The organism is Sphingomonas brevis (genome assembly GCF_023516505.1).
GTDB classification, from domain to species: domain Bacteria; phylum Pseudomonadota; class Alphaproteobacteria; order Sphingomonadales; family Sphingomonadaceae; genus Sphingomicrobium; species Sphingomicrobium breve.
Genome location: NZ_JAMGBB010000001.1, coordinates 448,914 through 462,553 on the forward strand (window position 1 = coordinate 448,914; position 13,640 = coordinate 462,553).

The following is a 13,640-nucleotide window of genomic DNA, read 5'->3' on the forward strand; positions in this document are numbered from 1 at the left end:
GCTCAGCCGACCAGCCAATAGGTCAGCGCGGCGGCGATGGCGGCCGAGCCCAGCGCGATCGCGAGAGGCGCCATCCAGCTCTTTCCCTCGATCACCGTAACATCGGCCAACGGTGGCGGTGGTGGTGCCGCGCCAGCCGGCGGATATGCTGCATCGATCCGGCGAATGAGGTCTGGGATCAGCTTGAAGGCGCGGACGGTATCGACGATCCGGTCGGCATAATAGGCCTCTGGGCCAAGCTCGGTTCGAAGCCAATCCTTGAGGAACGGTTCGGCCGCTTCCCACATGTTGATATCAGGGTCCAGCGTGGTCGCGACGCCTTCCTCCATCACCATCGTTTTCTGCAGCAGCAGCAGGTGCGGCTGGGTCTGCATGTCGAAATCGCGGGTGATCGAGAACAGGCCCTCGAGCATGCGGCCGACGCTGATGTCCTTGACCGGCAGGCCGCGGATCGGCTCGCCGACCGCGCGCAGTGCCGTCGCGAACTCGGCGACGCTGTGATGCGGAGGCACATATTGCGCCTCGAAATGAATTTCGGCGACCCGGTCATAGTTGCCGGTGATGAGCCCGTAGAGAATTTCGGCCAGCCAGAGCCGCGCCTGGCGGTCGATGCGGCCCATGATGCCGAAATCGATCGCGGCGACACGGCCGTCCGGCAGCGCGAACAAATTGCCCTGGTGGAGGTCGGCGTGAAAATAGCCATCGACTACCGCCTGGCGCAGGAAGGCACGGACCAGGGTGGTCGCAAGCGCCTTGGTGTCGTGGCCGGCCGCGATCAGTTCATCGCGCTTGCTGAGCTTGATGCCGTCGAGCCATTCGAGCGTCAGCACGCGCCTCGCCGTACGCCGCCAGTCGATTTCCGGAACGTGGAAGCCGGGCTCGGCAACCATATTGTCGCGCAGCTCCGAGGCTGACGCCGCCTCACGCTGCAGGTCGAGCTCGCGGCGGGTCCACTGCTTGAAATGGGCAATGACCAGGCGCGGGCGGAGGCGCTCGGCCTCGCCGCCCAAAAGCTCGACATGGGCGGCGGCCCATTCATAGGTTTCGATCGCCCTGGCTAGCTCCTCCTCGATGCCGGGGCGAAGCACCTTGACCGCGACCTCCCGTCCTTCGGTGGTGACGGCGCGGTGGACCTGGGCGATCGAGGCAGCGCCGACCGCCTCCTCATCAAATTCGCTGAACAAGGTATCGAGTGGAGCTTCGAGAGCGCGCTCGATCGCGGCCTTGATGGCCGGGAAAGGCTCGGGCGGCAGGTCATCCTGCAGCTGGAGCAGGTTTTCCGCTGCGGCCTCGCCGACCAGATCCGGGCGCGTCGAAAGCGCCTGGCCAAGCTTGATCGCTGCCGGACCGATCTCCTGCAGCGCCGCCGCATAGTCGGGCACCGGTGGCATTGCCGTACCAAGGCGGGCGACGCGGCACAGGCGGCGGACGTTGGGTGGGGTCAGCGGATCGCGTTCGATCCCCTGCAGCGCGCCATGCCGCGCCAGCGTCCTGCCCCATTTGAGCAGGCGCCACAGATGAGTGACGGCAGCGGTCAAATTTTCCAGCCGCCCCAAATGGCGACGAGGCCGCCGAGGATCGGCTCGACACTGGTCGACTTGAACCCGGCCTCGCCGATCATCGCCCTGAACTGTTCCATGCGCGGAAAGCGGCGGATCGATTCGACCAGATAGCGATAGCTGTCTTCGTCCTTGGCGACGGCTTTGCCGATGCGCGGGATGACATGCTCGGAGTAGCGTTCGTAGAGTTCGCCGAAGCCCGGCCATTCGCTGGTCGAAAATTCGAGCACGTAAAGGCGGCCGCCGCGCCTTAGCACGCGGTGCGCCTCCCGAAGGGCGGCGGGAATGTCGGTCACGTTCCTGATTCCAAAGGCTATCGTGTAGGCGTCGAAACTGCCGTCTGCGAAGCTCAGCCTCTCGGCATTTTCGACCTGCCAGCTAAGGCCGTGGATGCCGCGGGTCTCGGCGCGCTTCTTGCCGACCTCCAGCATGTCCGCATTGATGTCGCTGACCATGACCCGCGCGCCATTGGCGGCCATGCGGAAGGCGATGTCGCCGGTGCCGCCGGCCATGTCGAGGATTTGCTCGCCCGGCCGCGGCTTCACCTTGGCGACGAAACGGTTCTTCCACAGCCGGTGCATGCCGCCCGACATCAGGTCGTTCATCAGGTCATAGCTACCCGCGACTGACGAAAAGACGCCGCCGACCCGCCGGGTCTTTTCCTCGGGAGTGACCAGCTGGTCGCCGAAATTGACCTTATCCATGGCTGCGGGCTCTAGCGAGGTTGCCGCCGCTTCGCCATACGCCAACACATGCCTGAGTTGCCTGAGGTCGAAACAACCGTTCGCGGACTGGAGCATGTGCTGAAAGGCAGGCGCATAAGGCGCCTGGAAACAAGGCGCGCGGATCTGCGGCGGGCGTTTCCAAAGGATCTGGGACAGCGACTGACGGGCGCGCGGGTCACGTCGCTCGGCCGCCGCGCTAAATATGGACTGGTCAACACCGACCGAGGTGACACGATGGTGTTTCACCTCGGCATGTCGGGTGCCTGGCGGATCGACCCGCAAGAACTTGGCAAGCATGACCATTTGCTGATCGAGACTGATGAGGGGAGGCGGCTCCACCTGCGTGATCCGCGCCGGTTCGGCTCCGTCGACCTGATGCCGACTGACGAACTGGCCGAGTGGCCGGCGTTCAAGGCGCTGGGACCCGAGCCGCTTGACGGAAGCATCACCGGCAAATGGCTGAAGGAACGGTTCAGCGGGCGAAGCGCGGCTGTGAAGCTGCTCCTTCTTGACCAGCGGATCGTTGCCGGACTTGGCAATATCTACGCATGCGAGGCGCTGTACCGGGCGCGGATCGACCCGCGCAGGGCGGCCGGCAGGATCAGCGGGCCGAAGCTCGACGCCCTCGCCGAGGCGATTCCCGAGGTGCTTTACGACGCTATCCGGGCCGGCGGCTCGACGCTCAAGGACTTTGCCGCGCCCGATGGCGAACTTGGCTATTTCTCGAAACAGTTCGACGTCTACGACCGGGAGGGTGCGCCGTGCCGGGGCTGTGCGGGGATCGTGAAGCGAATCGTCCAGGGCGGCCGGTCGAGCTTCTTTTGTCCGAGCTGCCAGCGCTAGCACAGGCGGTTGACGATTCGCGGGCCTGACGCTAGGGGGAGCGCCACGCCGGTGCGGCCCCATGGGCGCGCGCCGCTTTTATTTTGGAAATATAAGGACTTTTCGATGGCGAACACGCCGCAAGCCAAGAAGCGCATCCGCCGCAACGCCAACCGTGCGGCGATCAACGGCGCCCGCGTCAGCCGCATCCGGACCTTCATCAAGGCCGTCGAGTCGGCGATCGCGTCGGGCAAGAAGGACGATGCCGCTGCGGCGCTGAAGGCTGCCCAGCCTGAAATGGCTCGCGGAGTCGCGCGGGGCGTGATTCACAAAAATACCGCGTCGCGGAAGTTCTCGCGGCTGACCAAGCGGGTCGCTTCGCTCGGTTAATTTTTGATTTACGTTAGGTTTCGGGACGGGCCGTCGGATTTACCGGCGGCCTGTTTCATTTCGGCGACAGAAAAAAGTCTAGGGATTCCGGCGATTCGCGCGATCGCGATTTTCCCCTTTTGAGCGACATTGGCTGAAATCAGCCATTTATTGGCCATTTTGGCCACTTCTCTCTGTCAAGCCAGTTTATTTCACATTGATGAAAAATCCGCTCTTGAATCGCGCGCTCCAGACTCTCAAAACGAACTTTCCGGCGGCGAATCCGCTCCGGGGGGCTAGGATTTGGGAAAGCTTTCGGTGTCGCGAATCACATTCGCGCGCGACGGCCTCTCATGTCCAGCAAAGTTAGAGTTTGGGAGGCGCGAGCCAGTGCAGGGCAGTCGGGAAAATTTGTGTGTCTCCGATGCCGCCACGGTACCTGCGCCACTCGAAGCTGCCTGGGAAACGATCCGGACCGGCCTTCGTCGCGACTGTGGCACTCGTACGTTCGATGGCTGGTTGAAGCCGGCCGAGCTGGGCGTGTTCGATGGCGAATCCGGCGAACTCGAAATCGTCATGCCAAGTCAGTTCATGGCCGACTGGGTGCAAAGCCATTTCGGCGAGCGGTTGTCATTGGCCTGGCGCAGCGTGCTGCCGATCGTCCGGGACGTCAGGATCGTTGCTTCGGCTGACGGTCCCAAGCCGGCACCTCTGCTGATCCTTGAGGAAATTCCGGTGGCGCCGGCGAGCGCCCGTGAGCGTGACCCTTCCGCTCCCAATTTCGATCCGCGTTATCGTTTCGACACCTTCGTGGTCGGCAAGGCCAACGAGGTTGCCGCGACCGCAGCCCGGACCCTGGCAACGGCGGACAGCGTCGCATTCAATCCGCTGTTTATCCATGGTGGTACGGGCCGCGGCAAAACCCATTTGCTGCACGCCATCGGCCAGGCCTTCCTCGATCATCGCCCGACAGGCCGCGTGGTATCGATGTCGGCCGAGAAATTCATGGTCGAGTTCATTCGGGCGCTCAAGGAAAACGACACGATCGGCTTCAAGAGCCGGCTGCGCTCCGCCGACCTGTTGCTGATTGACGACGTTCAGTTCATCGCTGGCAAGGATTCCACCCAAGAGGAATTCTTCCACACCATGAACGAGATCATCACCGCCAACCGGCGGCTTGTGATCACTTCCGACCGCGCGCCGCAGGACCTCGACGGGATCGCGCCGCGCATCCTGTCGCGCCTCAGCTGGGGCCTGGTCGCCGACATTAATCCGGCCGATTATGAGCTCCGGCTCAACATCATCGATGCCAAGCTGGCGGCCCTGCCAGGCGTCGAGATGCCGCGCGGTGTGGTCGAATTTCTGGCCCGCCGGATCACCAGTTCGATCCGCGAACTTGAGGGCGCGCTCAATCGAATCGCCGCCTATGCGATGATGACCGGCCGGGCGATCGACGTCGCCTTTGTCGAGGAAGTGCTGGCCAATGTGCTGCGGGCCAACCAGCGCCGTATCTCGATCGACGAAATCCAGACGCAGGTCGCCGAACATTACCGCATCCGCAAGGCAGAGATGACCTCGGCTCGGCGGGCCCGGGAGGTTGCACGACCGCGCCAGGTGGCGATGTATCTGTCGAAACAACTGACGCCCAAGTCACTGCCGGATATCGGCCGCCGGTTTGGCGGGCGCGACCACACGACGGTGATCCACGCGGTCAAACAGATTGAGCGGTTGCGCGCCGCGGACTCGGAGCTTGATGCCGACATCCGGCTGCTGACGCGCCAGTTGGAGGGCTGATCTGGGGCAATAGGGCGCCGGCGGTAACTGCGTTATCGCGGATGCCTGAGGGAAAGAGGTCCAGTCCCCAACTGGTCGAGGGTCCGCCTGGGAAACCAGGCGGGCCCTACTTTATGCCCACCATTCAGTAAGAGCTCGTCGCGGACTGCTTGCCTTCCGGCGGAATGGTGATCTTGATCGTCTCGCCCGAATTGCCGGGGAAGCCGGTGAACATCGCCTCGACCAGGCTTGGTACCGTCTTGCTGAACGTGCTGTTGCGGGACCGGGCCATGGCCTTGCCCTCGAACAGCGAGATATTGTCCACCTTCCGCCGAATGTTGAGGTTCATTTCGGTGATATAATAAGTGTAGGTGCGGACATCGTTATAGGAGCTTGGACCCCACCAATATGGGTCGTTCCAGCCCCAGTAATAGCTGTGGCGGCCATAGTAGAATGGCGAGCCCCAGCCGTATCCCGGACCGTAGAATGATGGGTAGCTCGTGATTTCCGTCTGCGGGTCGCTGACCCCGTAGCCGACGAGCGCGACCATGGTAGCTTGGCCAAGGCTCGGAGCGCGGGTGTAGCCCAAGGCCTGAAGATGCTGCGCAACCTGTTCGGCGTAACCCGAGAATTCGAGGCCGCCCTCATTGGCCGGATCGGCTGGCATGAGCCAGAAGCTCTGCCCCTGTGGCGCAGGCATGGCCTGGAAGCGGGACACCTGCGTTTGCAGGCCAGTGGCGCAGGCCGAAAGGCCGAGCGCCGATGAACCGAGTAGGATTGCGGCGGCCAGTTTCTTGATACGCATCATGTCACACCCCGAGTCGGAGATTCCGTTGAGAGCGAGAACATAGCATGAAACGTTCTGAATAGGCGATGAAGCGAGACAGTCGCCTTGCAGACTCTGGGCGTTATCCTCTGAGGCCTACCGCCCGATAAGCTTCGGCCAGAGTCGGCGCAGCCAGCGCCGCCGCCTTCTCGGCACCCGCGGCAAGGATCGCGTCAAGCGCCGTCTCGTCGCGGCGAAGCTCGATCAGCCGGTCGCGCAACGGACCAACCAGGGCGATCGTCGCATCGGCTAGAACTGGCTTGAACGCGCCGAACCCCTGGCCGGCAAAACGCTGCAGCACCGTCTCCGGCGTCTCGCCGGTCATTGCCGCCAGGATCCCGACCAGGTTTTTCGCTTCCGGGCGTCCCTCGAGGAGCGTCGGATCGTCGGGCAGCGGGTCGGGGTCGGTTTTGGCCTTGCGGATTTTCTGCGCAATCACATCGTCACTGTCGGTCAGGTGGATCCGGCTTTGCTCCGACGGATCGGACTTGGACATTTTCGCCGTGCCGTCGCGAAGGCTCATCACCCGTGCCGCGGTGCCGCCGCCGATGAACGGTTCCGGCGGAATGAACAGCTCGATGTCAAAGTCATTATTGAACTTGAGTGCGATGTCGCGGGCCAGCTCGATGTGCTGCTTCTGGTCTTCGCCGACGGGAACATGGGTTGCCTGATAGATCAGCACGTCAGCCGCCTGGAGGACCGGATAGTCGAACAAGCCTACGCTCGAGCCTTCGCGGTTCTTGCCGGCCTTGTCCTTCCACTGTGTCATGCGATTCAGCCAGCCCATTCGAGCCGTACAATTAAGAATCCAGCACAGCTCGGCATGGGCAGGGACCGCGCTGTGCGCAAATACGATCGACTTGTCGGGATCGATTCCGCTGGCGATCAGGGCAGCTGCCATCTCCCGCACGTTGGCGCGCAGCAGGGCAGGCTCGATGTCGACCGTCAGCGCGTGCAGGTCGGCGAGGAAAAACAGGCACTCGGCTTCATCCTGCATCCTCACCCAGCGCAGGATCGCACCGAGCAGATTGCCGAGGTGCAGATCGCCGGTCGGCTGAATGCCCGAGACGACGCGCATATGATCAGGGCCAACATTAGCCGGCATCGGTATAGGGCCTCCTTCGGCGGAACAGTGCCCGCAACTCTTCCTTGTCGGTACCGCCTAGCATCCAGACGGCGGGGAAGTAGACCGCCATCCCGCCGCCGACCAAGGCCAGCACCCCTACCATTCGATGGCCGGTCGATCCCGAGAACCAGTTGGGGATGGCAAGCTTGATGGCATAAAGCGCCGCCGCCATCAGCACTCCGGCCAATAGCTGCCGGGCGATCCGGGAGGCCAGCCAGCCTTCGATCCGGAAATGGCCTCGCCGATGCAGCACGACGTAGAGCATCACGCAATTGAGCCAGGAGCAGATGGCGATCGCCGCGGCGAGGCCGGCGATGCCGAACGGCGGGATCAGTGCAAAGTTGAGCACGACTGTCGCAACCAGCACGATGCACGCAATCTTGACCGGCGTGGCCGTGTCCTGACGAGCGTAGAAGCCGGGCGTCAGCACCTTGACCAGCACATAGGCGGGCAGGCCAAGGACGATGATCGACAAGGTGAGCGCGGTGAGGCGCGCATCCTCGGCCGTGAAGCGACCCCCCTGAAACAGCGCGGACGCCAGCGGGCCGGCGCTGACCGCCAGCGCCAGCGCGGCGGGCAGGCACAGCAGCATCGCCAGCTCTGCTGCCTGGCCCTGGACCTTGGCGGCCTTGCCGGGCTCATTCGCGCCGACATGCTTGCTGACCTGCGGCAGGATGGCGGTGCCGAGCGCGGCCCCGATCACGCCGAGTGGCAGCTGATTGAGACGATCGGCATAGTTGAAATAGCTGAGCGAGCCGGTGCCGATCCGTGCCAGGAAGAAAGTGTCGATGAAGGCGCTGATCTGATAGACGCCCGCGCCCAGCGTCGCGGGGATGACGACGCGGACGAATTGCCGCACCCCCGGGGTCATCTTGGGTCGCCGCAGCTTCAGGACGATGCCGGCGCGCTTGCACGCGGCGATAAGCAGGCCGAGCTGGAGCACGCCGCCAACCGTCACTGCGATGGCAAGCGCCGTGGCCGAAACGGTGCCGCCTACCGGCACGAAAATCAGTGCCGACAACATGGCGAGGTTGAGAAGGGCCGGTGCGAAGGCCGCGGCCGTAAAGCGGGCGAGGCTGTTGAGGATCCCCGAGAAGAGCGAAACGAGGCTGATCAGGATGAGATAGGGGAAGGTGATGCTGGTCAGCAGGGTAGCGAGCGAAAGCTTTTCGCCTTCATATCCTGAGATCAGGAAAACGAACGGCCCCATGATGATTTCGAACACAACGGTGAAAAGGACCAGGGTCGGTGCGAATACGGCCAGCACTTCCTCGGAGAAATTCTTCGCTTCGGCCTCGCCATTCTCGCCCTGCAGTCGCTGGGCATAGAGCGGGACGAAGCCAGCCGAGAACGCACCCTCACCGAAGAGCCGGCGAAAGGTGTTGGGAAGGCGGAATGCGACAAAGAAGGCGTCCGCCTGCCAACTGGCGCCCATGACCCGACTCATCAGCATTTCGCGGGCAAATCCCGCGACGCGGCTGACCAGCGTCAGGCCGCCGATCGTGCCTGTCGCCTTGACTAGGTTCATGGGCTTGGCCGGCTGACGAATCAGGCGTGGCCGACCGGCGGCTCGCCATCGCCGCCCGGCTGACCCTCAACCTGCTGCTGCGCTTCGGCCTGGGCCATGTAGGCGCTGGCGAAATCGATCGGATCGAGCAGCACCGGCGGGAAGCCCAGATTCTGGACCGCCTCGGCGATGATCTGCCGCGCGAACGGGAACATAAGGCGCGGCGCCTCGACCACCAGGAAGGGGGTCAACGCTTCCTCGGGAATGTTTCGAAAACCGAACAGACCGCCGTAGCTCAAGTCGACAATGAAATGCGTTCCACTCTCGGATTTGGCATTGACCTCGATCTTCAACACCACTTCATGAACCTCTTCGGCGACCTTGTTGCCGGCGATCCCGAACTGAACGTCGAGGGAGGGCTGGGTCTGCCATTGGAAAGCCTGTGGCGACGAGGGGCTTTCTGCCGATAAATCCTTGATATACTGGTGAATCGTCGCAACCTGGGGCTGGTCGTCCGCGCCTTGGCCATTGCCTTCGGGCGCGGGGTTGATGGGGTCCTGGTCGGCCATGAAATTTCCTTGGAAGAATCGTAACGGTTGAAAGGGTAGGCTAGGTCCGGTTGGGCCCGCCAAACACGGGCGAGCGACTAGCAGTCGCGCCTTTGTGGTGCAATGGCGAGGCCATGTGATGGAGCGCCCTTTGAATATGTGCGTTGTCGGGATTATGTTGGGCCTGAAATTCACGTTCGAACGGAATCGTCATTGACCGCAATTGTTATCCTCGCACTCGTCGCTTTGTTCATCGGCCTCAGGCTGTACAGCGTGCTGGGCGAGCGCACCGGGCATGAGCAGCCGATCCTGAAGCCGGCCGATCCGGAAGCCGATGCCAGGATGGAACCGCGGGCCGCGCCGCGGGCGGCGACGGCCACCGTGGCCAGCGAGCCCGACGATCTGGCTTACCTGCCGACCGCTGGGCCAGGCGTGCGCGCCCTGCTGGCAGCGGACTCGACCTTCGACGTCGCTCGCTTCCTGGAGGGAAGCAAGGCGGCATATCGTATGATCCTCGAAGCCTTCTGGAAGGGCGATGTCGAAGCGATGAAGCCCTATGTCGATGCTCACGTTTTCGAAACTTTCGCGGGAGCGGTCGAGCAGCGAACCAAGGATGGACTGGCACTCGACAACCGGCTGGTCGCGATCGACCAAACGTTGATTGCCGGAGCCGAGATCGATCGGAACGTGGCGCTGGTCACCGTCAGGTTTGAGGCGGATATCGCCGCCGTCACCCGCAACGCCGCGGGCGAGGTCGTCGCCGGGTCCCTGTCGGATGCGATTCAGACTCGAGATCGCTGGACCTTCCGCCGCGATATTAGTTCGCGCGATCCAAACTGGCTGCTGGTCGAAACCGACGAGGAAGAGTGAGGGCGTTCGCGCGGCGCGCCGCGCTTGCCCTGACGCTTGTGGTTGCAGCCTGCGCTCCGCGCACGCCCACCCCGCCAACGGTTCCACCACCGGCACCAGCCCCCGTGCCGGTGCCGACACCGCCGCCGCCACCACCCGCTCCGCCACCTCCTGCAACGGCCCGTGACGCCGGAGTTGCGCTCGGCTCGCCGGCGCCCCTCAACGGAGTCGAAGCGGAGCGCGCGCTGGCTGCATTTCGATTGAGCTGCCCGGCGCTGATGAAGCGCCAGGACCAAAGCGGCCTGACCACTGCCGCGGATTGGCAGCCGCTGTGCAGCGAAGCCTCAAGCCTGCCATCCGCCAACGCCGCCGCTTTTTTCCGAGACCGGTTCGAATGGGTAAGAGTGGGGGCCGGCGAGGCGTTCGCCACCGGCTATTATGAGCCGGAAATCCTGGGATCGCGCACGCAGGCCGATGGCTATGCCGTTCCGATTTACGCCAAACCCGACGATCTCATTCGCTGCACCAAGCCGGACGGTACGGCCGGGCGCGGGCGAATCGACGAGACCGGGACATGCGCCCTCTACTTTGCCCGGGCCGAAATTGAGGATGGCGCACTTGCCAACCGTGGCCTCGAGCTTGCCTGGGCAGCTGATCCAGTCGAGCTGTTTTTCCTGCAGATTCAGGGATCTGGCCGGGTCAAGCTGCCGGACGGACAGGTCATGCGGATCGGCTATGCCGACCAGAACGGTCGCGAATATATCGCCATCGGACGGCTGCTCAGAGATCGCGGAATCTTGCCGCCCGGCGGGGCCAATATGGACGCCATCGTCGCCTGGATGCGCAGCCAGCCCGATGGCGGCAAAGCGCTAATGCGTGAGAACCTCAGCTATATTTTCTTCAAGGAATTGACCGGGCCCGGTCCATTGGGTGCGCTGAACGTGCCGGTCACCGCGCGATCCTCGGTCGCGGCGGACCCGAAATTCGTCCCGCTCGGTGCCCCGGTGTTCCTGACTCTCGATCGGCGCGAAGCTTCCGGACTGTGGGTCGCGCAGGATACTGGAGGGGCGATCAAGGGTGCCAACCGGTTCGACACCTTTTGGGGTGCGGGCGACGCCGCACGCCAGACGGCGGGCGGCATGTCAGCCAAGGGTCAGGCGTTGATCTTGCTGCCAAAGGGGACGGTGGCTCATGCGCAAACTGTCCCCTGACGAGGCCGAACTGTGGGCCAAGGTCACAGCGACCATTCGTCCGCTTTCCCGCGAATCGATCGATCGACCCAAGCTGCCGTTGCCCACGCCAGTCGTTAGCCAGCCGAAGCCAAAGGGCAGAATTCCCGCGGCCAGACCAGTCGAGCCTGCACCGAGCCGTCCGAGGTCACTTCAAAACGCGACGTTGGATGGCAGCTGGGACCGGCGAATTGGGTCCGGACGCGTACAGCCCGACCGGACGATCGATCTTCATGGCCACAGTCTCGACGGCGCATGGCAAGCGATCGACCAGGGCATCGAACGCGCCATTGCCTCGGGAAATCGAGTCATACTGTTAATCACCGGCCATCAGCGGCAGGGCGAACCCCCGTTGGCGCGAGGCCGGATCAGAGCCGCGGTATACGATTGGCTGGCGGCTTCGCGGCATGCTTCGCACATCGCCGCGGTCAGGGCCGCTCACCCTCGTCACGGCGGCGGCGGAAGCCTCTATATAATTTTGCGAAAAACCTTCTGAACTCCACCCTTTTTTAACCTCATCTGTTTAGCCCTGTTTTCTTGAAGATTCCCGCGGCGCGCACGCGGGAGGCAAGGGGCAGGCAGATTTCGACGGTTACGGACGGTACTGCGCAGAAAATCAGCAACGCCCTGTTGTCGGGCGCGGCGGGCATTGCCTCGTTCCTATTTTCGCTAATGGCCTTCCTCTACATCACCCGGTTTAACGAGCAGGTTCTCGCTTCCATCGGCGCCGGCGTTTTCTGCCTGTTGATCAGCTACATCGCCTCGGAACGCCCCAACAGCGAGAGCGCTCGCGCCCTAAACGCGCTCGGCGACCGGCTGCTCGCCGTGGAACAGGGCGACCTGACCAGCCCAACGCCCAAGAGCGTTCGCGAGTGCATGCCCAAGCTCGCCACTGCCGTCGACAGCCTGTTCGCCGAGGTTCGAGCTTCGATCGAAAATGCCCATGCGCTGGGAATGTACGACCCGGTAACGTCCTTGCCCAACCGCCTGCATTTTCGTGCGGAGGCCGACAAAATGCTTGCCGCCCGGCTCGACGAAACCAAGGCTGCAATGCTGTTCGTCGATCTCGACCGGTTCAAAAACGTCAATGACAGTCTTGGCCACGCCCGCGGCGACCAGTTGCTGATCATGGTTGCCAACCGGCTGCGCGTGGTTGTTACTGCCGAGCTTGCCGAAGGGTCGGGTCAGCGGCCGCTTCTGGCGCGTCTGGCGGGGGACGAGTTCACGATCTTCTTCCCGGAGATTGAGGAAGCCGCCGACGCCGAGCGCGTTGCACGGCGGATTGCCCTGGCCATTTCCGAGCCATTCGAACTCCACGGGCACAGCGTCGATATCGGCGCCTCGGTTGGCGTGGCCATAAGCCCCGATCACGGCACCGGGATCGAGAGCCTGATGCGCGCTGCCGACATTGCCATGTACCGCGCCAAGAATAACGGCGGCGGCCGTTATTGCCTGTTCAGCGAGGAGCTGGCAGCCGAACATCAGCTGAAGATCGATACAGAAGCAGCGTTGAGCGAAGCGGTGCAGCGCGGCGAATTCCTGTTGGCGCTGCAGCCGCAGCTGAGCTTCGTTACCGGCGAGGTCAGCGGCGCCGAAGCGCTGCTGCGCTGGAATCATCCGCGCGAAGGGATGCGGTCGCCCGCGACGTTCATTCCGATCGCCGAGCAAACCGGGATCATTGCCGACATCGGCGACTGGGTGATCGCCGAGGTCGCCTCGATGCTGGCCGAATGGCACGCTCAGGGCATTAAGCGCAGGCTCGCTTTCAACGTCAGCCCGCGCCAACTCGATCGAGCGGACTTCTTCCAGCGGTTGAGGGCCACGTTCAGCGATTCGGGCGTGCCGCTGTCCCTGGTCGAGCTGGAATTCACCGAATCGGCCGCGATGGAATGTTCGGAGACGGTACTCGCGGAAATTGCCGCGCTCCGCCGCGATGGGGCGTCGATCGCCATCGACGATTTCGGTACCGGCTATTCCAACATCGCCCGGCTTCGCACCATGCCGCTGGACCGCGTCAAACTCGATCCGTCGCTGATCGTCGATATCGAGAATAGCGAGAAGGCGCGCGTGGTAGTCCAGGCCGTGATCCAGCTGGTCAAGGGAGTCGGCGGCGAGGTGGTTGCCGAAGCGGTCGAAAATGTCGCCCAGGCCGATATATTGCGCGCGATGGGCTGCGAGACGGTTCAGGGCTTCGTATTCGCCCAGCCGATGTTCGAGGAAGAATATCTGAGCTGGACCCGCAATGCCGATCGCGGCTCGCGCAGCGTCGCCTAGATCTTGATCGTTCCAGCCCTGCTGGAGCGTGAA

Annotated in this window: 13 protein-coding genes; 7 read left to right on the forward strand and 6 right to left on the reverse strand. The window is 63.3% G+C overall.

Features of this window, described 5'->3' with window-relative positions:
* Window positions 1-2: 2 nt before the first annotated feature.
* Window positions 3-1,538, reverse strand: coding sequence for a 2-polyprenylphenol 6-hydroxylase (ubiB, locus tag LZ518_RS02425; protein ID WP_249914452.1), 1,536 nt, complete (start codon window positions 1,536-1,538; stop codon window positions 3-5).
* Entirely contained in the window at window positions 1,535-2,263 is a 729-nt protein-coding gene (locus LZ518_RS02430) for a class I SAM-dependent methyltransferase (RefSeq protein ID WP_249914453.1), read from the reverse strand. Before LZ518_RS02430 ends, ubiB begins: the two co-directional genes overlap by 4 nt.
* Window positions 2,264-2,311: 48 nt before the next feature.
* Between LZ518_RS02430 and mutM the strand changes: the two genes are divergently transcribed.
* From mutM to dnaA, 3 genes are all read left to right on the forward strand, one after another.
* Window positions 2,312-3,127: a bifunctional DNA-formamidopyrimidine glycosylase/DNA-(apurinic or apyrimidinic site) lyase gene (gene mutM, locus LZ518_RS02435; RefSeq protein ID WP_249914454.1), complete on the forward strand. Its 816-nt coding sequence runs from the start codon at window positions 2,312-2,314 to the stop codon at window positions 3,125-3,127.
* A gap of 105 nt (window positions 3,128-3,232) precedes the next feature.
* Entirely contained in the window at window positions 3,233-3,496 is a 264-nt protein-coding gene (gene rpsT, locus LZ518_RS02440; protein ID WP_249914455.1) for a 30S ribosomal protein S20, read from the forward strand.
* Between the two features lie 369 nt (window positions 3,497-3,865).
* Window positions 3,866-5,269 carry a chromosomal replication initiator protein DnaA gene (gene dnaA / locus LZ518_RS02445; RefSeq protein ID WP_249914456.1) on the forward strand — a complete coding sequence of 468 codons (1,404 nt, stop codon included), beginning with the start codon at window positions 3,866-3,868 and terminating at the stop codon, window positions 5,267-5,269.
* Window positions 5,270-5,393: 124 nt separating this feature from the next.
* On the opposite strand, the gene LZ518_RS02450 is transcribed toward dnaA, so the two are convergent.
* From LZ518_RS02450 to secB, 4 genes are all read right to left on the reverse strand, one after another.
* On the reverse strand, window positions 5,394-6,056 hold the full coding sequence (locus LZ518_RS02450) for a DUF4136 domain-containing protein (RefSeq protein ID WP_249914457.1): 663 nt from the start codon (window positions 6,054-6,056) through the stop codon (window positions 5,394-5,396).
* Between the two features lie 100 nt (window positions 6,057-6,156).
* Complete coding sequence (gene trpS, locus LZ518_RS02455) at window positions 6,157-7,152, reverse strand: tryptophan--tRNA ligase (protein ID WP_249916477.1); 996 nt, start codon at window positions 7,150-7,152, stop codon at window positions 6,157-6,159.
* Window positions 7,153-7,168: 16 nt separating this feature from the next.
* Window positions 7,169-8,728 (reverse strand): murein biosynthesis integral membrane protein MurJ, encoded by a 1,560-nt coding sequence (gene murJ, locus LZ518_RS02460; RefSeq protein ID WP_249914458.1) that lies wholly within the window; start codon window positions 8,726-8,728, stop codon window positions 7,169-7,171.
* Window positions 8,729-8,748: 20 nt separating this feature from the next.
* A complete protein-coding gene (secB, locus tag LZ518_RS02465; protein WP_249914459.1) occupies window positions 8,749-9,276 on the reverse strand; it encodes a protein-export chaperone SecB in 528 nt (175 codons plus the stop codon).
* Between the two features lie 192 nt (window positions 9,277-9,468).
* Between secB and LZ518_RS02470 the strand changes: the two genes are divergently transcribed.
* Genes LZ518_RS02470 through LZ518_RS02485 form a run of 4 tightly spaced genes read left to right on the forward strand, consistent with a single transcriptional unit; the run spans window position 9,469 to window position 13,607 of the window.
* Complete coding sequence (locus LZ518_RS02470; protein WP_249914460.1) at window positions 9,469-10,125, forward strand: Tim44/TimA family putative adaptor protein; 657 nt, start codon at window positions 9,469-9,471, stop codon at window positions 10,123-10,125.
* On the forward strand, window positions 10,122-11,315 hold the full coding sequence (gene mltA / locus LZ518_RS02475; RefSeq protein ID WP_249914461.1) for a murein transglycosylase A: 1,194 nt from the start codon (window positions 10,122-10,124) through the stop codon (window positions 11,313-11,315). Before LZ518_RS02470 ends, mltA begins: the two co-directional genes overlap by 4 nt.
* Window positions 11,296-11,829: a Smr/MutS family protein gene (locus LZ518_RS02480; protein WP_249914462.1), complete on the forward strand. Its 534-nt coding sequence runs from the start codon at window positions 11,296-11,298 to the stop codon at window positions 11,827-11,829. The genes mltA and LZ518_RS02480 overlap by 20 nt, the downstream gene beginning before the upstream one ends.
* A gap of 41 nt (window positions 11,830-11,870) precedes the next feature.
* On the forward strand, window positions 11,871-13,607 hold the full coding sequence (locus LZ518_RS02485) for a putative bifunctional diguanylate cyclase/phosphodiesterase (RefSeq protein ID WP_249914463.1): 1,737 nt from the start codon (window positions 11,871-11,873) through the stop codon (window positions 13,605-13,607).
* Window positions 13,608-13,640: the final 33 nt, after the last annotated feature.

What these genes read in the sequence shown, in the direction of transcription:
- LZ518_RS02430 (WP_249914453.1), bottom strand. Translation starts at nt 2,263, where the DNA reads ATGGATAAGGTCAATTTCGGCGACCAGCTGGTCACTCCCGAGGAAAAG.
- mutM (WP_249914454.1), top strand. Translation starts at nt 2,312, where the DNA reads ATGCCTGAGTTGCCTGAGGTCGAAACAACCGTTCGCGGACTGGAGCAT.
- rpsT (WP_249914455.1), top strand. Translation starts at nt 3,233, where the DNA reads ATGGCGAACACGCCGCAAGCCAAGAAGCGCATCCGCCGCAACGCCAAC.
- LZ518_RS02450 (WP_249914457.1), bottom strand. Translation starts at nt 6,056, where the DNA reads ATGATGCGTATCAAGAAACTGGCCGCCGCAATCCTACTCGGTTCATCG.
- trpS (WP_249916477.1), bottom strand. Translation starts at nt 7,152, where the DNA reads ATGCGCGTCGTCTCGGGCATTCAGCCGACCGGCGATCTGCACCTCGGC.
- murJ (WP_249914458.1), bottom strand. Translation starts at nt 8,728, where the DNA reads ATGAACCTAGTCAAGGCGACAGGCACGATCGGCGGCCTGACGCTGGTC.
- secB (WP_249914459.1), bottom strand. Translation starts at nt 9,276, where the DNA reads ATGGCCGACCAGGACCCCATCAACCCCGCGCCCGAAGGCAATGGCCAA.
- LZ518_RS02480 (WP_249914462.1), top strand. Translation starts at nt 11,296, where the DNA reads ATGCGCAAACTGTCCCCTGACGAGGCCGAACTGTGGGCCAAGGTCACA.